Origin of the sequence: Methanothermobacter marburgensis str. Marburg, assembly GCF_000145295.1 — an archaeon.
Classification (GTDB): Archaea; Methanobacteriota; Methanobacteria; order Methanobacteriales; family Methanothermobacteraceae; genus Methanothermobacter; species Methanothermobacter marburgensis.
In genome coordinates this window covers 1283865-1303161 of the sequence record NC_014408.1, presented here as the reverse complement: position 1 = coordinate 1303161, position 19297 = coordinate 1283865, and the positions used below count along the sequence as shown (strand labels likewise).

Annotated in this window: 22 protein-coding genes; 14 read left to right on the top strand and 8 right to left on the bottom strand. The window is 48.5% G+C overall.

The window, feature by feature from the left end; translation table 11 throughout:
• Positions 1-70 precede the first annotated feature (70 nt).
• From MTBMA_RS06905 to MTBMA_RS06880, 6 genes are read right to left on the bottom strand one after another with little or no spacing between them, the layout of a single operon-like run.
• A complete protein-coding gene (locus MTBMA_RS06905; RefSeq protein ID WP_013296212.1) occupies positions 71-436 on the bottom strand; it encodes a dihydroneopterin aldolase family protein in 366 nt (121 codons plus the stop codon).
• Positions 437-456: 20 nt separating this feature from the next.
• On the bottom strand, positions 457-1179 hold the full coding sequence (locus tag MTBMA_RS06900; protein ID WP_013296211.1) for a class E sortase: 723 nt from the start codon (positions 1177-1179) through the stop codon (positions 457-459).
• Positions 1180-1212: 33 nt separating this feature from the next.
• Entirely contained in the window at positions 1213-2139 is a 927-nt protein-coding gene (locus tag MTBMA_RS06895) for a hypothetical protein (RefSeq protein WP_013296210.1), read from the bottom strand.
• Positions 2140-2192: 53 nt separating this feature from the next.
• A complete protein-coding gene (locus MTBMA_RS06890) occupies positions 2193-3503 on the bottom strand; it encodes a DUF515 domain-containing protein (RefSeq protein ID WP_013296209.1) in 1311 nt (436 codons plus the stop codon).
• Positions 3496-4179 (bottom strand): archaetidylserine synthase, encoded by a 684-nt coding sequence (locus MTBMA_RS06885; protein WP_013296208.1) that lies wholly within the window; start codon positions 4177-4179, stop codon positions 3496-3498. The genes MTBMA_RS06890 and MTBMA_RS06885 overlap by 8 nt, the downstream gene beginning before the upstream one ends.
• A 41-nt stretch (positions 4180-4220) precedes the next feature.
• A complete protein-coding gene (locus tag MTBMA_RS06880; protein WP_013296207.1) occupies positions 4221-4901 on the bottom strand; it encodes an archaetidylserine decarboxylase in 681 nt (226 codons plus the stop codon).
• 271 nt (positions 4902-5172) lie between these two features.
• Here MTBMA_RS06880 and MTBMA_RS06875 point away from each other — a divergent pair, with 271 nt between their 5' ends.
• The 14 genes from MTBMA_RS06875 (at position 5173) to hemA (ending at position 16799) form a co-directional block, all read left to right on the top strand.
• Positions 5173-5805 (top strand): hypothetical protein, encoded by a 633-nt coding sequence (locus tag MTBMA_RS06875; RefSeq protein ID WP_013296206.1) that lies wholly within the window; start codon positions 5173-5175, stop codon positions 5803-5805.
• A gap of 1 nt (position 5806) precedes the next feature.
• Positions 5807-6880: a rod shape-determining protein gene (locus MTBMA_RS06870; RefSeq protein ID WP_013296205.1), complete on the top strand. Its 1074-nt coding sequence runs from the start codon at positions 5807-5809 to the stop codon at positions 6878-6880.
• 18 nt (positions 6881-6898) lie between these two features.
• A complete protein-coding gene (gene rnhB, locus MTBMA_RS06865) occupies positions 6899-7522 on the top strand; it encodes a ribonuclease HII (RefSeq protein ID WP_013296204.1) in 624 nt (207 codons plus the stop codon).
• Between the two features lie 78 nt (positions 7523-7600).
• Positions 7601-8440: a MotA/TolQ/ExbB proton channel family protein gene (locus MTBMA_RS06860; protein WP_013296203.1), complete on the top strand. Its 840-nt coding sequence runs from the start codon at positions 7601-7603 to the stop codon at positions 8438-8440.
• 5 nt (positions 8441-8445) lie between these two features.
• Positions 8446-8832, top strand: a complete 387-nt coding sequence (locus MTBMA_RS06855) for an ExbD/TolR family protein (protein ID WP_013296202.1) — start codon at positions 8446-8448, stop codon at positions 8830-8832.
• A gap of 16 nt (positions 8833-8848) precedes the next feature.
• Positions 8849-9457: an IMP cyclohydrolase gene (gene purO / locus MTBMA_RS06850; RefSeq protein WP_013296201.1), complete on the top strand. Its 609-nt coding sequence runs from the start codon at positions 8849-8851 to the stop codon at positions 9455-9457.
• A 14-nt stretch (positions 9458-9471) separates the two neighbouring features.
• Positions 9472-10230: a coenzyme F420-0:L-glutamate ligase gene (locus tag MTBMA_RS06845; protein ID WP_013296200.1), complete on the top strand. Its 759-nt coding sequence runs from the start codon at positions 9472-9474 to the stop codon at positions 10228-10230.
• An 8-nt stretch (positions 10231-10238) separates the two neighbouring features.
• Positions 10239-11144 (top strand): 2-phospho-L-lactate transferase, encoded by a 906-nt coding sequence (gene cofD, locus MTBMA_RS06840; RefSeq protein ID WP_013296199.1) that lies wholly within the window; start codon positions 10239-10241, stop codon positions 11142-11144.
• Positions 11141-11890 (top strand): GTP cyclohydrolase III, encoded by a 750-nt coding sequence (locus MTBMA_RS06835; RefSeq protein WP_013296198.1) that lies wholly within the window; start codon positions 11141-11143, stop codon positions 11888-11890. The genes cofD and MTBMA_RS06835 overlap by 4 nt, the downstream gene beginning before the upstream one ends.
• Before the next feature lie 77 nt (positions 11891-11967).
• The gene (locus MTBMA_RS06830) at positions 11968-12696 is read left to right on the top strand and encodes an MJ0144 family RNA dihydrouridine synthase-like protein (RefSeq protein WP_013296197.1); all 729 of its coding nucleotides are present in this window, start codon (positions 11968-11970) and stop codon (positions 12694-12696) included.
• Between the two features lie 94 nt (positions 12697-12790).
• Positions 12791-14383 carry a methyl coenzyme M reductase system, component A2 gene (gene atwA / locus MTBMA_RS06825; protein ID WP_013296196.1) on the top strand — a complete coding sequence of 531 codons (1593 nt, stop codon included), beginning with the start codon at positions 12791-12793 and terminating at the stop codon, positions 14381-14383.
• 133 nt (positions 14384-14516) lie between these two features.
• Complete coding sequence (locus tag MTBMA_RS06820; RefSeq protein WP_013296195.1) at positions 14517-14984, top strand: methanogenesis marker 9 domain-containing protein; 468 nt, start codon at positions 14517-14519, stop codon at positions 14982-14984.
• Between the two features lie 11 nt (positions 14985-14995).
• Positions 14996-15613: a precorrin-2 dehydrogenase/sirohydrochlorin ferrochelatase family protein gene (locus tag MTBMA_RS06815; RefSeq protein ID WP_013296194.1), complete on the top strand. Its 618-nt coding sequence runs from the start codon at positions 14996-14998 to the stop codon at positions 15611-15613.
• On the top strand, positions 15603-16799 hold the full coding sequence (hemA, locus tag MTBMA_RS06810) for a glutamyl-tRNA reductase (protein WP_013296193.1): 1197 nt from the start codon (positions 15603-15605) through the stop codon (positions 16797-16799). Before MTBMA_RS06815 ends, hemA begins: the two co-directional genes overlap by 11 nt.
• A gap of 266 nt (positions 16800-17065) precedes the next feature.
• Here hemA and MTBMA_RS06805 read toward each other — a convergent pair whose 3' ends face one another.
• Entirely contained in the window at positions 17066-18181 is a 1116-nt protein-coding gene (locus tag MTBMA_RS06805) for an AAA family ATPase (RefSeq protein WP_013296192.1), read from the bottom strand.
• Positions 18182-18442: 261 nt separating this feature from the next.
• Positions 18443-19270 carry a deoxyribonuclease IV gene (locus tag MTBMA_RS06800; protein ID WP_013296191.1) on the bottom strand — a complete coding sequence of 276 codons (828 nt, stop codon included), beginning with the start codon at positions 19268-19270 and terminating at the stop codon, positions 18443-18445.
• Positions 19271-19297 lie beyond the last annotated feature (27 nt).

Below are 19297 nucleotides of genomic sequence, written 5' to 3'. Positions count from 1 at the left end.
CACTATCAATCCTTTATATACATGAGGGACACCTCATGCAGCTGGATGCAGATTCGCAGCCATTACAACATCAATCCTTCACATACATGAGGGGATACCTCAGTTCATCGAGGTACTCGAGGCAGATCGTTATCCTTGATGAACCATATTCAACGTCTAACCTCACCCTTAGCATCTCACCGGTGAGGGAGACATAACCAAATTCTCCAGCAGCCTCCCTTACCATGCCTCTGTCTATATGGACCTCTGCATCCCTGATTGCCGGCTGGAGCTTTATTGATTCGGCAATTGCACCCTCAAGGACTTCAACGGTTTCAAGGTTAACAGGGGTTCCAACGAACTGGTGGAAGAGGGCACCCATACTTATGCCGCCCTCAAATATGGCCCTTTCCCTGTCTGACAGATTTGAAAAGTACTCTTCTCCAGGTTCTCTCATTTTAAACACCTTAAGCTTCACTAAAGTCCAAATATGCTGTTGAATTCAATGAGTTTCTCTGATATGAACTCTGGGGGGATCGGGAAGATGTAACCCAGCAGCAGGAAGAGTGTGAGGCTGATTACCGCTGCAAGGAGAAGTCTCCTATCTTCATAAACAGGATAGAGTCTGGTGATCAGAAGACCAGCCCCAAGGAATCCGAGTATTATGAGTAGCGCATAGTACCTCTTGGGGTTCTCAACCTTGAGGTTTCTCTGGTAGGGCTTTATGCCTTCAAGTTTACACTCAACTATCAGTCTCTCCCTTGTTGATCCAAGGGGGTGGCATGTGATGAGAAATAGCCTCGCCCCCTGATTCACGGATATCTGGTAGGATGCTGGCACGATGAATGATCGATTAACCCTGTAAGTCGCAAGGCCAACCCCTGGCCAGTTAAGGTTGACCTCATCCCCCGGCTTCAACTTATCAAGGTTCAGGAAGGGTGAGCCGTAGAGTGTCCTGTGTCCGAAGAGTATGACGGTTCTGTTACCAGGGAGGTAGGACATGGGTTCATGGTAGACTCCATAGAAAACGGATCGGTTGTTGATGGTCTCCTCAAGGTTAATGGATGGTATCTCAATGACCGGAGCCCTGATGTCAGGGTTCTGAACAATTACCTGTGAGGAATAGAAACTCACCTCAAGAAGGGCGTAGAGCGACACTATGAACATGCCTGCAATTATCAGAAAAGTTGCCAGCCTCATGAATGTCCCCATAAAAAAGTTAAGGTGGGATGATTAACGTATGATCTTTGTGTAGGCAACTGCGGCTGCAGTCACAAGCACACCTATCACCAGTGGACCGTAGGGGGCACCTGTCTTAGCACCTGGAACAGATGATGAACCGGTTGTCCCCTGAAGAGTGCCTGGCGGGTAATAGCCTCCACCACTGGTTGAACCGTTACCTCCGCTTACCTTAGCGGGCCATTCGTAGGTGTATACGAACCTCTGTGAGGTCTCCGGGTCCATTGTGACATCCCATGCAGCAACCTGTGTGCTCACAAAGAGGTCATCATCCACAAATGCCTTGGGTGAACTGTACACTAGTTTTGAGTTTGCAGGGGCAATGGGGGCCCTCACGATACCTGAAACCTTCTCTTCATCGATGTTGATCAGAGTGAACCCAAAGGTCCCCTTCCAGTATCTGAGATCCAGTGATGGGTTTAGGACCTCTATCTCATTGGGCATGAACCATGAGGACATGAGGCCAGGCTCATTTATAAGTGGCCAGTAATTGCTGTTATCTGACTCAACATTAACGATGTAACTGGGTATCTCACCCATATCCCCCGTGGCCCTGAGGCCAAATGACACTGTTTTTGTCTCCCCAGGTTTCACCTTCCAGCCGTAGTCACCCCCCAGTTCAGGCGTCCTTGACTTGACCATTTTAACCGCCGCTGGATTCGTCCACTGGATGAGCCATTTAATTGTACTGTTCTCTGAAAGGCTTCCCTGGTATACCTGCCCTATCTTGAAGTACTGGACGTTGTTGTCATTGTTCTTTATCTTTACGGTTATAACAGCGGTCAGGTCCTTCAACCTGAAACTGGTTGCAGATGGTTTTTCAGAAACCCATGTCTCCTTGGCAGCTGACCCTGTATCAGAGACTCCCAGAATGGAAAGCATGAACACAGCAGCTATAACAACATACACCCATTTTTTCATAAACATCCCCACCTAGAATATTAAATAAAAATTTAATAAATTTTTTGGCTTAGTCAGCCGTATATGCTCTGAAGCTCCCTGATCATCCAGTCAGGGGCGTTCTGTGTTGGCACAGTCAGAACGATGCTGTTCATGTTCTGTATCAGGAAGAGGACATCCTCCCTTGGGACCTCGAGTATTATGAGGTAGTTGGCATCAAGCTCTCCCAGATTTGATGACCTCTCATAGTTGGACAGCCTTATACCGTAGTTCTGGAGTATAGCATTGATCTCGGCTTCATTCAGACCACCTGAGGCAGCCGCCCGCAGGAGCTGCTCCACATCTGTTGATGATGTTCTTTCATTTTCGCTCTGTGAGGTTATTGTGTTTAGTGTTAACCGCTGAGTGTTTAGTATGCGCGCGTCCACTGTACCGCTGTCCTTGGATCTAAGAATTGCAAGTACAGTAGCCCCGCTTATTCTTGGTGTTGATGCTGCAGCTGATGTATTGTTCTCGGTGGCGTTCTGGTTGAGGTAGACGTCGACCATGTTACCCACACTTATAAGGCCGCCTGCCGCCTGCAGTCTCGTGATCATTATTGGCACAGCAACGGTATCAGGGGTCTGGATCTGTGTATTTGCAAGCACGGTTGCATCGGCCTGGCTCACAAATTTCTTTGCATCAGCAACCTTCATTATCACACGCTTCTGCTGGTCGTTATCTGTGTAATTAACCATGACCCTGCCAACACGGTCCTTTTTTATATTTATTTGCTGGTTCTGATAGGTACGCCATGACTGTGTTGCGGGACCCACAACATCAACCGCCAGGGCCTCCTCGGGTGTAACAGCGGCATCTATCTGTGCAAGTATGGCCTGCTTCTGGGGGTCGGTTGCAAGGGGGCCCTTGAAGAGTGCGTCCACCTCAGCGATCTTTGTGGCCTTGGCGTTCTGCAGCACCTCCTGGTATGGCTGGTAGACTAAGAAGTAGTAGCCTGCACCAGCAAGGACCATTAGAATAACACCAAAGACAAGGGCACCAACGAGGGTTTTCTGGTCCTCATCTGGAATTTTCCGACCTATACCTCCTGATGGGCCTCCAGGTCGTTTGGGTGGTGGTGTAAGTCTGGGCTTAGGCTGTTCACCACCCCTGAGAGGTTTTTCAGGGGCTTTTCTGGCCTTTGGCTCTTCAGGGGTTTTCAGCCGGGGCCGGGGTTTTGGCATGGGCCTGGGTTTTTTCTTATCCGAGCCCTCACCGCCACCGAATTTACCCACAAGTCCCTTGAGTTTGTCTCCAATTTTCGAGTCACCTTTTCTGTTGTTTTTCCGGAGATCAGGAGGATTATTCTTATTCCCCTTTTCATTACCTTTAATCTTATCAAGCATTCAGATCACGTCTCATTGGTGTTATAGGCACTGCAATGTATGCCACAGTGGCCATAAAAAGTATGATTGCTGTGGGAACAGTGAGAATTCCAGTTATGCCTGTTACAATTGCTGCTGTTATGAGTATGAAAGCAATAGATGCCATTTTACCCCCCACACGAGGGTATTCAATGCTACTGACCATGAGGATACCGACAGCGAGCAGCATTGCCCCCACAACCTTCTCACTGTAGAATCCTGTGAGATAAAATGATGATACAACAACCGCCACCACGGGTATTGGAAGTCCCGTGAAGTTCTTCCCACCCCCTGTGAGAACATTGAACCTTGAGAGTCTCAGTATGCCACATATTACTATTAAGAGACCTACTAATATATTAATATATCGAAAATGGGCACTTGTTAGGTAGATAAAAATGGCTGGAGCAACACCAAATGAGATTACATCTGAAAGGGAGTCCATGTTTTTGCCAAATCCATGAATATCAACTCTACCAGTTCGGCGTGCAACCCACCCATCAAGTGAATCGAAAACGACAGCCAGAAGCATCAGAATAGATGCAGCACTAAAATACCCTTGAATGGACATTAAAATGGAAAAATAGCCTGAAGAAGCATTTAAAATCGATAAAACATCAGGTAATGATATGAAGGATGTTATTTTTTTGTCATTCATCAGCGCCACCTGCAGAGTTGTATATGGTTGTGTCTGACTAATTAATTTTTGCGGTCTGATTTAGGCTTTACGAACCTTGCTACAACAGTCTCCCCGGCAACAGACCTTGAACCGGTCTTCACAAGCACCTCACAGTTTTCTGGCAGTATGAGGTCGACCCTTGAGCCGAACCTTATCATACCTATACGGCTCCCCCGCTCAACATAGTCTCCCTCATTGACGTACTGAACGATCCTCCGTGCAATGAACCCTGCTATCTGCACCACACCAACATTGCCATGCTCTGTTTCTATCACGATCAGGTTCCTTTCATTTTCGGTGAGGACACGTGAACGTGCAACCCTGAATTTACCGTCAGTATGCTCTGTGTATATCACCCTTCCCGAAACAGGGGCCCGGTTTACGTGGACATCAAATGGTGACATGAAGGTGCTTATGAGAATAGCCTCACCACCATTGGGAAATATCCTGTCAATGAGGGGATAATCGGACCCTACCCTTTTTATACGGTCTATCTTGCCGGATAAACGCCTACCATCTGCGGGGGCAACGATGATATTATCTTCAGAGGGAATATTTCTTTCAGGGTCCCTGAAGAACTGCATCATGAATGCTATGAGGCTGAACATGAGTATACTGACCGCGTGGTAGCCTAGGAGAAATGGGATGGTGGCCACACTTATGAGAAAACTGGCTCTTTTTGCAACGCCCTTAACAAACACACAATTCACCTATTCTAATATTGTAAGGTAGAGGCACATGAAGACCCTCTTGAAGAGTAACACCTGGCTTTCACTCATCAGCACCTGTATATTAACCTAGGGATGCAGTCTTTCACTCATCAGCACCTCACTGGATGTTGAATAATATTAGTGAAACATATATATAGTCATGTGCTGAAGATTAAATGTAATCTGTGATTGATATGCATGTGTTTTCCTCTGGAGCAGAGGAACTTTCTTTTAAGTTCCTTTTAGAGTAGATGTGATGGTGATGATAGAGAGTAAGATAAAGGTTCTCAGAAAGGCAGCACAGGTTTCAACAGCCCAGAGTTCAGACAGGCTGTGGTGTGTGATTGCGGGTAATGAGGAAATGGTCAACTCTGTGGCCTACGAGGCAATCACCTCAAGGGATCTTGTAAAGATACTCTTCAGGGAACACGTTACCATCAAGGATTCCTTTTTAAGAAAACGCTTTGATTTAATAATGCTTTATGGCGAAAGCAACAAAATAAGAGATCTTTCACTTATCTGCAAGGAAAAGGGAGGGGCCTATATAAAGATAGCCCCATATTACGTTGAGAACGAACCCAACCTTGTGCTTCTTGTCGCCCCTGAGAACTATATGAAAAGGTTTGCAGGGGAGGCTGAAAAGAATAAAATAGGTTTTTCCTTCATCCTTGAGGACAGAACGAGCGGGTTTATAGAGACAGACGTCTACCTTACAGAGAGGCTTCCGGGATTTATAAGAAATATAATCGACCCCCTCTTCAAGGTTACAGACGTTGTCCTGGTAACACTGCTGATATCTGTTCATGAATCAGGTGATGTTGAGAGGATAAATGAGATAGCATCCCGCAACAACATATTTGCAGTTGACTTTAGAGACATATTTGAGGAGGAGTAGCATGTTTTCATTTGGAAAGAAAAAATCTGAAGAGAAACCGGAAAGGAAGAGTGCAATCACCAATACACTCGGAATAGACCTGGGTACCCTCAACACCGTGGTTGCCAAACCAGCAGGGGATAAATTTGATATCTACAAGATTCCCTCTGTGGTGGCCGTCAAGAAGGAGGACCCATCATATGTCCTTGCAGTGGGTGAAGAGGCAAAGATGATGCTCGGAAGAACCCCTGAGGACATAATCGCTGTGAGACCACTGAGGAAGGGTGTTATTGAGAGCGTTGCACAGGCAGAGGCCCTCCTTGTATATGCAATGGAGATGGGGGCAGGAGATTCTGAGTCCATTGACAGGATAGTTATAGGTATACCAGGGGATGCCTCAGAGGTTGAAAGAAATGCCGTTGAGGAGATAGGAAGGAAGGCCGGGGCAAATTATGTCCTGGTTATAAGTGAGGGCCTTGCAGCTGCCATAGGGGCCGGGCTGCCCATAGCAGAGGCGTCAGGGACCATGGTTGTTGACATAGGGGCCGGTTCCAGTGACATTGTCGTGATATCCCTTGGAGGCATAACCGACATTGAGACAATCCGGGTCGGCGGGGATGATATTGACACCAACCTTGTTGAACTGGTGAAGGAGAAGTACAATGTTGAGATAGGCATCCATGAGGCAGAGAAGGCAAAGATAGAGGTTGGGATGGTCAAGTGTAAGGAGGATCTTGAAAACCTCAAAACAGTGGTTATAGGTAAATGCATGGAGACAAACAAACCTAAAAAGGTTGAAATTGACTCTGAAATGGTTGCAGAGGCTGCTGAGCCCGTTGTAAAGGGTATAGTGGATTCCATAGCAGCGGTACTTGAAAGGCTCTCACCTGAACTCATCTCAGGGGTCTACAACAAGACTGTTGTTGTGGGTGGAACCTCACAGCTCAGGGGCCTCAGGGAGAGGATACTGGATGAGGTTGGCATTCCTGCCGAGATATCAGATGACCCCATGACAGTGGTTGCCAAGGGAGCCGCAATAGTTGCTGCAGAACCAAGGGCACTTGAACCTGAGGTAAGGCTCAAGGCAATGAAATAATTATTTTTTTCTGATCTGATGAAGGTTCTTGGAATTGATGAGGCGGGGAGGGGTCCTGTAATAGGCCCCCTTGTCGTGGCGGGTGTTATGGTCCCTGAGAGGAAGTTCTCGATACTCCGGAAAATGGGTATAAGGGACTCAAAGAAGCTCACACCCGAGAGGAGAAAATTTCTCGCCCGGAAGATAAGAAGGATCTCAAGGGTGTTCACGGTTAAGATATCTGCATCGGATATTGACAGGATGCGTGAGAAGGGCTTCAACCTTAATGAGATAGAGAAGATAGCAATAAAGAGGATAATAGCAGAGGCACAGCCGGACTCCGTCATAATAGATTCGGTGGATGTTAAACCAGAGAGGCTGACTGAGGAGATAAGGTCTCATTTCGGCGACATCGAGGTGAAGGCCGAGCACGGTGCAGATGCAAAGTATTACCCCGTTGCAGCAGCGTCAATAATAGCCAAGGTCGAAAGGGACCTTGAAATAGAGAGGATACAGAAGAGGAACAGGAAACTTGGGGACATCGGCTCTGGCTATCCCAGCGACCCACGCACAAGGGCTTTTCTGGAATCATTCAGCTACGATGAACTCCCGGACTTCGTGAGGAAGTCATGGGCCACGGTCCAGAAGAGGAGGAAAAACTGATTTAATTATTTAATACAGCCAGACCACTATTTTTAAATATATCCTCTCCGGTAAATACCCATCAGGTGAGGCAGAAAAATGTTTCTCGAACCAGTTTTCAACTTCTTTGGCACAGTACTTGAAATGTTCCGCAGCGGCGGTGTAATAACATACATAATAGCAATCACAGGTGTCTATGGTTTTATCACGTCCATTGAGAAGATACACTACCTAAGAAAGATTTCACGTGTTAGCACACCCCAGATAATAGGTAAGGTCAATGAATCCATGGAGAAGGGCGGAGCACTTGAGGCACTCAGGGAGATAGGGCAGTACCAGAATCCAGTATCAAAGATAATATCAGAGGCCCTCAAGATAGGCTACAGGAACCGTTCAGAGGTTGAGGATGCGATGGAGCGTGTTTTCATTGTTGAGATGAGCAACATGACAAAGGGTCTTGGGACGCTGAGGACAATAATAGAGGTCGCCCCAATGCTGGGTCTTATAGGGACCGTCATAGGGATATGGTACACATTCAGGGCCCTAGGTGTTAACGCTGACCCCGCTGCAATGGCTGAGGGGATCTATGTTGCACTGATAACCACAATACTTGGACTGGCAGTTGCCATAATCCTCATGCCCCTCTACTCCTACATAACAGGCAGGATAGACGATGAGATAGACAAGATTGAACTCATAAAGAAGATGACAAACTGGGGGTACGCCATCATGAGGATAAGGGTTGATGGAGACGTTGATGATGTGGTCGAGGCCCTCATGGAATCGGATGGTGTTGTCAGCGTGAGGACGGTTGATGACCCTGAGGCAAACCTTGTGGTGGCATTCAAGCCCAGCATGCTTGAGAAGAGCATAAACAATATAATACTCGAAAGGTGCGGTAAGAGCGCCGAGATCATTGAGAGTAAGCTGCGGCAGTGATAAAAATGGTCCTGGATACAGAGAGGTACAGGAACAAGGTCCATGGAAGGCCAAGGTTCAACATGGTTCCCTTCATCGATATACTCTTCACAATACTGATTTTCCTTGTGGTGACAACCACCTTTTCAGGGGGGGCAGGTGAGGCATCAGGAAAGCCCCAGATAAGTGAAAACACCGGGCCATCAGAGTACTACCTCATACCTGTCGCAGGCCTGAGGCGGGTAACGGTTAATGGCATTGACATGTCCAGCCACATAAAGAACAGTGCGGTGGCAGTCCACACCAGGGTCATAGATGAGGGTGAAATAATAATAAGGCCCAGGGAGGGGGCAATAATCATAACGGCACCCCCAGACCTTCCGGTCGATAAGGCGGTTAAAACACCATCATAATTTTGCAGGTGATATGATGTATCTTGGAAGAATACTGGCAGTTGGAAGAAACAGCAGCGGATCCTTCGTGGCATACCGCGTCTCAAGCAGATCCTTCCCAAACAGGACGGCAAGGCTCCTTGATGAGAGGGTTGCGATTGTACCAGTTGAGGGCTGTGAGGGCGACGTATTCAAAAACCCCTACATAGCATACAACTGCATAAGGATAGTTGATGGGACTGCGGTTGTATCCAACGGTTCCCATACCGATACCATTGCAGATAAGATATCCCTGGGGATGAACCTGAAGGACGCCCTGGGTTTCTCGCTCCTTACAATGGACTATGAGAAGGATGAACTCAACACCCCAAGAATCGCGGCGGCAATCAATGACTCGGATGCATTCATAGGAATAGTTACAGATGATGGGATAAACGTCAGAAGGGTCCCTGAAGGCGTTTCAATGTACATATCAACCTATGAGCAGACAGAACCAGCAGAAACCACCTTTGAAGCCGGAAATGCAGAGGAGGCGGCAGAGTTCATACTGGGCGGTGGAGATTTTGCGGCATTCACACACCCTGTTACCTCGGCAGCGGCATTCAACACAGGAGACGGCTGGAAGCTGGCGACAGGAGAAAAATGAATTCCGGTGCTTAAATGGAGATAACCCTAACTGGAGTGGAGGGCCTACCACTTGTCTCAGAGGGTGATGACATAGCAGCCCTCATAGTGGACGCCCTGAAATCCTCGAACATGGAACTCCTTGATGGTGACATAGTAGTAATCGCTGAAACACTGGTGGCAAAGGCAGAGGGAAACACCGTTGACCTTAGGAGAATTGAGCCATCCAGCAAGGCACTTGAAATAGCATCAAGGACAGGTAAGGACCCCAGGCTAGTTGAGGCAATCCTTGAGGAGTCCAGTGAGATACTGAAGGTTGGCCATGACTTCATAGTATCTGAAACCCGGCACGGCTTTGTATGCGCCAATGCGGGTATTGACGAGTCAAATGTTGAGGAGGGACTGGCAACTCCACTCCCGGAGGACCCTGATGGAAGCGCCAGGAGGATACTTGGGGCTCTTCAGGAACTCACAGGGAGGGAAATGGCTGTCATAATCTCCGATACACAGGGAAGGCCCTTCAGGGAGGGTGCTGTCGGTGTTGCAGTTGGAGTCGCTGGCATTTCACCGGTGTGGGACAGGAAGGGTGAACTGGACCTTTATGGCAGGAGCCTCCAGACAACCAGGGTGGCGGTTGCAGATGAACTGGCAGCGGCAGCTTCCCTTGTGATGGGACAGGCAGATGAGGGCGTACCCGCTGTCATAGTAAGGGGTTACCCATGGGGGCACCTCCGCGCCACTGGCAGCGCAAGGGAACTCTTAAGGCCCCGGGAACTTGACGTCTTCAGGGATTAGGTGGTTCAATGATAACAGTCCTCTCTGGGGGTACAGGCACACCGAAACTCCTGCAGGGCATTGTGAGGGTTGTGGACCCCTCTGAGGTTACGGTGATAGTTAACACCGTTGAGAACGATTATTTCTCAGGAGTCTACGTTGCACCTGACATAGACACGGTTATCTACACCCTGGCAGGGATGATAAACGAGGAGACATGGTATGGGGTCCGGGATGACACATTCATAACCCATGAGAGGCTCCATGAACTTGGATGCCCGGAGCTCCTGAGGATAGGCGACCTTGACCGGGCATTCAAGATACAGAAAACCCTTCTTTTAAGGGACATGCCACTCCACAGGGTTGTGGAACACCAGTGCAGGGCCCTGGGTGTGAAATCAAGGGTTATCCCCATGAGCAACCAGGAATCCGATATCAGGATAATTACAGATGAGGGTGAGATGGGGTTCCACGAGTTCCTTGTGGAGAGGAGGTCAGAGCCCGAGGTCCTGGATGTTCAGTTCAGCAGGGTTAAACCAGCACCAGGGGTTTTAGAGGCGATTGAATCTGCCGAAAGGGTCATAGTGGGACCATCCAATCCTGTGACATCCATAGGGCCCATCCTCAGAACAGAGGGTGTGAGGGATGCCCTCAGAGATGCAGAGGTATCTGCAGTATCCCCATTTCTCGGAAGTAGACCATTCAGCGGGCCAGCAGGGAAATTCATGGAAGCTAAAGGCTATGAGACCTCAAGTCTGGGCCTTGCAGAGATGTACAGTGATTTTCTTGACATGCTGGTGATTGATGAGGCCGACTCAAACCTCAAGATGGAAATAGAAAAACTAATAAAAGAGGTAACGATAACAAAGACCATCATGGAAAACACAGGGGATAAAATAATGTTGGCCAGAATACTTTTGGGTGAAATATTATGATACAGATGACCTTAATTCAGATAGACAATTATGGGCCATGGACAGTCACACCAGCCCCACGTAATGAGGCTGATCTTCAGATACTCCAGGCAGAACTTTACGCTGACCTTCAGCGCCAGTTTGCTGCCCGTCAGGGACTTGTTTTCTTCACAAGATTCGATAACATGCTTGCCATCACCAATGGTATAGGAGTGGAGGACCACAGAAGGATACAGAGGTCCATAGGTAACCGTTACCCCATAACCGTGAGTATGGGTGTAGGAGCCGCTGAGACACCCTATGATGCCCAGAGAAACGCTTCAAGGGCTCTTCAGAGCCATGGGGGAGCCCAATCAGAGGACAGGAAGGAGGTCCTTGCCATAGATGGTCTTGTGGATGAGGGTTATGTGCAGATTGCACATATTGATATAAATGGCATCACAGAGACCATGACCGACATTGTGCCGGCCTATGACACATCATTCATTGTTAACCGGGTCCAGCACTTTCTGATGAAGAAACTCATAAAGGAGGGCGCCCTTCTATTCTTCATAGGTGGAGATAACTTCATGTCCCCCTGTAACGGCCTTGAACCGCAGGGTCTGCTTCGCATACTCAATGAAATAGATGACGAGATAAACGTTGCACTCAAGGCAGGTATCGGGAAGGCACCAACAGCTGAGAAGGCTGCCAACCTGGCAGACCTGGCCCTCGAGGAGATAAGGGGCGGCTTCACATATGACCTGGTCCATGTGATGAAGGAATAGGTGGATGAGGTCCTGCATTATCAAGATTTTCTAACCAAAAACCTATGGTTGCTGATAGCATAATTGTCCTGGCCCCAATGGCAGGTATAACCGATGCAGAATTCTGCATGAAACTTATCCCCTATGGTTTCGATGCTGTTACACTGGGCGGTTACAATGCAGATGAGGAAACATCCAGGGCTGGAAGGCTAATAGCCCAGAGGGGCAGACCTGAATTTGATTTTGACTCTTCTGAACTTAAATCCATAGTAGAATCTGAGGCATCAAGGATAAAGGACAGTTTTGATGTGCTGGTCTCTGTGAACCTCAGGGCCCTTGACCCTGAACCCATCATGGAGATATCATCCATTGAGGAAGTGGATATTGTTGAGATAAATGCACACTGCAGACAGCCAGAGATAACCTCTCTGGGTGCCGGACAGGCGATGCTCCATGACCCTGATTTTCTGAAGGACTTCACATCTGAGGTTGTGAAGGGTGCCAATGCAGAGGTCTCTGTCAAGATACGGGGAAATGTGCCTGGAGTTGATACGGCTGACATTGCAGGAATGCTTGATGACCTTGGGGTAGGCTACATTCACCTGGACGCCATGAAACCAGGGGAGGATAGGGCTGACCTTGAACTTGTAAGTGAAGTTTCACAGAGTTTAAGGAATGCTGTCATGATAGGTAACAATTCAGTGAGAGACCCTGAATCCGCCGCTGCAATGCTTGCTGCAGGTGCAGATGCTGTATCAATTGCAAGGGCCGCCATATCTGGCAGGATAGACTTCAATCTCAGGGAACTCAGATTTAACCCAGACTAAAAATTTAGAAAATTTTAATAGTCCCTTTATCAAAAGAATAATACAGATTCATCTTTCACTGGTAACGTTAATTTTAGCAACTGAGGGTGAGCATATGTCTTTCATAAAGCTGGAAAACGTCACAAAGAAGTTTAAGGGTGTCGAGGTTCTAAAAAACATCAGCGTTGAAATCGATGAGGGCAAGGTCCTGGGGATACTGGGAAGAAGTGGGGCAGGAAAATCTGTTCTCATAAACATGCTGAGGGGTATGAAGGAATACAAGCCCGACAGCGGCCGTGTCATCTACAATGTGGCAATCTGCCCTGAATGCCTCAGAGTTGAACCCCCCTCCTTTGAGGGTAAGGTATGTGGATGCGGCTCAAAATTTTCAGTCCGGGAGGTGGACTTCTGGAACTGTGACAAGAAGACCTTCGCCGCCGTCAGGAGAAGAATAGCCATAATGCTCCAGAGGACATTTGCCCTCTATGAGGACGACACGGTAATCGATAACGTCATAAAGTCAATGCCAGATCTTGAATATGAAACAGCCCTCTACCATGCCCTTGACCTCCTTGAAATGGTTCAGATGAGCCACAGGATAACCCACATTGCAAGGGATCTCAGTGGTGGTGAAAAGCAGAGGGTTGTCCTTGCAAGGCAGCTGGCCAAGGAACCAATGGTTTTCCTGGCTGATGAGCCAACAGGTACCCTTGACCCCCAGACAGCTGAGCTCATACACGACGCACTCCTTGAGGGTGTCAAGGATAAGGGAATAACCATGATCATAACCTCCCACTGGCCCGAGGTCATGAGGGACCTCTCTGATTATGCCATATGGATCGAGAAGGGTGAGATAATCGAGGAGGGAGACCCTGATGACGTGGTTGCCAGGTTCATGGAACAGGTGCCCGCACCTGAGAAGGTGAAGGAGTTTGAAAGGGAAACCCCCATCATAAAGATGGTTGATGTTAAGAAGCACTACTACTCCATTGACAGGGGTGTTGTAAAGGCGGTTGACGGTGTTGACCTCACAGTCTATGAGGGTGAAATCTTTGGTGTCGTGGGGCTCAGCGGAGCCGGTAAGACGACGCTCTCAAGGATAATAATCGGAATAACCGAGCCAAGCAGCGGGAAGGTCTGCGTGAGGCTGGGTGATGAATGGATAGACATGACCGAGAAGGGACCCCTTGGCCGTGGCCGTGTAACGCCCTACCTTGGGATACTCCACCAGGAGTACAGCCTCTACCCCCACAGGGATGTGCTTGGTAACCTCACAGAGGCCATCAGCCTTGAGCTCCCGGCAGAATTTGCCAGGATGAAGGCAATCTATGTCCTCAAGGCAGTGGGCTTTGATGAGGAGTACGCAGAGAACCTCCTTGACAAGTACCCTGACGAGCTCTCAGGTGGTGAGAGACACAGGGTCGCCCTTGCCCAGGTTCTCATCAGGGAGCCCAGGATAATAATACTTGATGAGCCCACAGGTACCATGGACCCCATAACCAGGGTGCAGGTTACAGATTCAATCCTGAAGGCCAGGGAGGAGCTGAATCAGACCTTCCTGATAATTTCACATGACATGGACTTTGTCCTTGATGTCTGTGACAGGGCATCCCTCATGAGGGGGGGCAGAATCCTCAAGACAGGTGAACCAGAGTCAATCGTCGGGGACCTCACACCTGATGAGAAGAGGGGGATGCTCAGGGAATAACCCCCTTTATTATCTGCGAACCACAATTTATTTATCAAAAAAGCTGTTAAAGGCATTAAGTGGTGTTATTTCAGCCACCATGTAATGAATTATTATTAACAGAATAAACATAATTAATAAAGGAGGACTGTGTTTGGTATGGAGCGACGCACCATCCCATGTCTGCAGGGGTGGTGATAAAAGGGCGCTTACATTCTGCTGCCCACCGGTGAAGCCCTGCCCAATAATGATAGCACTCGAGGAGGCGGGACTGACACCACAGGATTACATTGAAATCAAGGAGTCATTCGCAAGGAATACGAGGCTCGGCGAGGGCCAGGGGACATGCTTCGGTTCACTTGTCTGGTGCTGCAAGCCCTCAAAGCCCTGTCCACTCAGGGACATGGCCATGAAGAGGATCAACATGACAACTGAGGAGTACATGGAACTCAAAAAGAGGCTCTCAGAGGAACTTGTGGGCACATCTGAACCTGACACCGACAGTGTGAAGGCCCTGGCAGACGCCTTTGATGTATCCATTGAAGAGGCCAGGGAGGCCCTTGCCGAGGCAGATAATGACCTCAGAACAGCCATGAAGATACTCAGAATGAAATCCCTCTGACGGATGGTAAAATGTCCCTCACACCCCTCTACATTGACATGGAAGGTAAGAGGGTACTCGTGGTGGGTTCAGGTGAAGTTGGAAGAAGAAGGGCGATGAGGTTCATCGAGGCCGGTGCAGAGGTCGCGGTTCTTGGACAGGAAGTTGAAGGCGCTGTTTCAATCACAGAAGAAAAACTTGAGGAGTGGATTAAGAAGGCAGACCTCATAGTTGCCGCAAGTCCCGATAGAAGCCTCAATGAAAGGGTAACTGAACTTGCAGGTGGCAAACTCCTTAACCGGGCAGATGACCCATCAAGGGGTAACGTGGTTGTCCCATCGACATTCAAAATAGCGGATGTTTCAATCTCAGTATTCACAGGTAAAAAGAGTCCACTTATGGCAAAATACCTTCGCAGGAGGATCCAGGAGGCCATAAAACCAGAGGATATACTAATGATTGAGGTTCAGGATGTATCCCGCCGCATGCTAATGGAAGAGGTCCAGGATCACAGAAAGAGGCGCAGAATTCTCTATGAGATCTCAGAGGATAAAATGGTACAGGAAAAACTTGAAGCTGGTGATCTGGAGGGTGCCATAAGAAGGGCTCGGGACATAATCATGGATAGGGGGGCTTCAGGTGATTCTTAACATAAGACTCGACCACAAGACCTCTGATGTGAAGACAATGGAGACAGCATCAGGCAGAATAGAGGAGATTGTGGGTGAACTTGAGGCCCTTGGAGCCGTGACCGAGAAGGTGCCACTGATGACCTGCAACAGGGTCGAGTACTACCTTCATGTCACAGGGGTCCCACCTGAATTTGATTTTAATGGATTTACAGTTGAAAAAGATGAGGATGCCCTTCTGCACCTTCTGAGACTGGCTTCAGGCCTTGAGTCCATGATAATCGGGGAGGACCAGATACTTGGACAAATAAAGGCTGCAAGGCTACAGGCCCTCCGTGAGGGCACCTGCGGGCCCCTCCTTGATATGGTGTTCACCAAGGCGGTCCATGTGGGACAGACCGTGAGGCGGAAGACGAAGATAAACAGGGGTTCTGTCTCAATAGGATCAGCGGCTGTTGATCTTGCAGAGTCAATACACGGTGACCTGAAATGCAAGAAGGTCCTTGTTATAGGGGCCGGTAAAATGGGGACACTGGTTGCCCGTGCCCTCGCCGAAAAGCACCTCAAGGCAATAATGGTTGCAAACAGAACATATGAGAGGGCCTACCAGCTTGCATGCGAACTCGGCGGTGATGCAATACACTTCGACAGGCTCAACAGGGCCCTCAGGGATGCAGATGTTGTTATAAGTGCCACAGGCTCACCCCACTACATACTCACCCGTGAGCGTGTCATGGATGCGGTTCCCCCTGAGAGGAGGTCCAGCATTGTGATGGTGGACATAGCCAACCCAAGGGATATAGAGGAATCCGTGAGGGAACTTGGAGTCAGGCTATTCACAATCGATGACCTCAGGGGCGTGGCCGAGGAGAACCGGAAGAGGAGAGAGGCCGAGGCAAGGGAGGCTGAGGGGATAGTAAGGGCTGAACTTGAACTCCTCCTGAGGGCCATGAAGCACAGGGAGGTGGAGCCACTTCTTGCTGAAATAAGGGGGCGCATGGAGTCCCTCCGGCAGAGGGAGGCAGGTAAGGCAATTAAGAAAATTGAAAACAGCAAGGACCCTGAGAGGGTTGTTGAGGGTCTCACAAGGTCAATAGTTGATAAGATATTCCATGATATTGCACTGAAAATCAGGGATGCTGCAGAGAGGGATGATAGAGAGTTCTTGAGGATGTGTTCTGAGCTCTTTGATTGTGATGAATCTTAGGTTTTTTTGGATTTCCTGATCTCTTAATGTAGAGAATTGGGTTTTGTGCTCATGGAGTTCTTTAAACGGGAAAAGACTGTAGAGAATTGGGTTTTGTGCTCATGGAGTTCTTTAAACGGGAAAAGACTGTAGAGAATTGGGTTTTGTGCTCATGGAGTTCTTTAACCAGGAAAGGGCTGTGGAGAATTTGGGTTTTGTGCTCATGGAGTTCTTTAACCACTAAAAAATTAAAGTTTAAACGGATTTTATAAAATTAAAAAATTGATCTAGGCGAACATGTGCCTGGGTTCGCTCTTCAGATCACGCTCCTTAAGAGCATATTCTATGTGTTCACGCTCCACCCTTGGACTTTCATCTGCCAGTGCCCTGTGGAGGGCTGTTTTAAGCACCCTCTCCTTTATATCCCTTCCTGACATCCCTTTTGTCAGTTTAACAAGTTTGTCCACGGAGAAATCCACATCCAGGGGCATGGTCTCAATGTATTTCTCAAGCATCATCCGCCTCTCATCATCCCCCGGTAACTTGAACTCTATTTCCTCCTCAAAACGGCTTCTTATTGCATTATCAAGAAGTTCAGGGTTATTGGTCGCCCCTATGGTTACAACACCCCAGTTCTGATTTATACCATCCATCTCTGTCAGGAGTGCGTTAACAACCTCTGAGACGTCCCCACGGAGGGACTGGAATCTCCGGTCGAGGCCAATTGCGTCCATCTCATCTATGAATATAACTGATGGGGCAGTTTTTGATGCCAGTTCATAGAGTTCATGTATCTGCCTCGCACCGTCACCCACATGCTCACCTATGAGGCTTGTGGCCTTTATAAGGTAGAGGGGTACCCTGAGTTCATTTGCAAGGGACTTTGCAAGCATGGTCTTACCGGTACCCGGGCTTCCATGGAAGAGGACGTTCCTGGGCGCCCAGTCCCTGAATCTGTCCGGGTCCTCAAGGTACCTCATGATTATCCTGCACTTTATCTTGGCGTCCTCCTGACCGATAACATCGTCCATGGTGATATCACTTTTCACCTCATGGAACTCCTCCCTCTCGTTCTCCAGCAGTATAATGGAGGTGTTTCTGGTTATCTTTGAACCGTCAGGGTGGGCCCTTATTATCTTGAATGCATAGTCAGGGAGCAGTTTCTGGTCGAATAGGTAGGAACCCTCAGTTGCACTGAAACCCTCCCACTGGTCCCTTGCATAGATCTCAAAGAGTTCCTTGTTAACGGCATCTATCCTCGGGGACTCCATCAGGTTGCATACGAAGGGGTATCCAACCGGCTGGAGAACAACAAGTTTTGCCTCCCTTTCAGGATCAGAGGCCTTCACAGGGAACTTTTTATCTGTTAGCTGGGGGTCATAGACTATGTTATTGAATTTCACCACATCACCTGTTCTTCAGAAACAAGTTCTGATACTGTGATATAATCAAGAAATAAACTCATCATAGGTAAATTGTGCATCGGGGTGTATAAAGTTTTAGGTACACTCCGTGGGATCTGTATTTTCAGTACACTCCATCAGGTTAATTCAAGAAACATCGGAGCATCCGTGTAGATTTTGGTCAACTTCATGCTGCCCATATAAAAAACTGGAGTTGTGGATTTTGAGACATTCCGCACACCTTATTTCTCTGGACCAGCGTCACCTGCTGAGGTACCCCTCAAGGAGGTCCTTTATCCTCCTTGCATCCTCATCCTTTCGGGGTGTCTCGGAGATTATGGTGGCATCCCAGCCCCCATCAACCAGCACCTCAAGGAGGGGCTCAACAGGAGGGCCAAAGCCTTCGGATAGGGTGTGGTGCTTCCTCTCTCCCGCATCTGTGTACTCTATCCCTGTGAAGTGGCAGTGGAGGTGCTCCACTCCTAATCTTCCCTCAATCTCCGCAAGTATCCTCCTGTAATCACTGGCGCCCCCTATGCACCCCCCACCCCTTGCATGTATGTGTGCAAAGTCCACGGTGGGCATGACGTTATCAAATTCCTCTGAGAATCTTATAATCTCCTCTAGACTCCCCACCTGTGACCTCTTACCGGTGGTCTCAGGTGCAAGTGTGAAGTCCCTGATACCGGCACTTTCAAGTCTTGAGATCAGTTCCCCAATAGACTTCCTGCAGAGCTCAAATGCCCTTCTCCTCCCAAGGTCACCGTAAAAGCCGGGGTGGAATACAATACGGTAGGCCCCCATCCACTCCCCTGCAACCGCACAGTCAAAGAGCCGGTGGATTGATTTCTCTATGGTCTCCTCCTTGGCTGATGAAAGGTTTATATAGTAGGGGCCGTGCATTGAGACAAGTATATCATTCTTCCTTGAATTTTCACCAATTTTAAGGGCGTTTTCCTTCTTTAACCTGAGGCCATAGGTTGCCTGGTACTCATAGGCGTCGAGTCCCATGGCCCTGATCTTTTTGAAAACACTGACTGTACTGCCACGGTAACCCACGGGGTTCCCTGCAGGACCAACCCTTATCAAAAAAACACCCGATTAAAGGGTTAAATA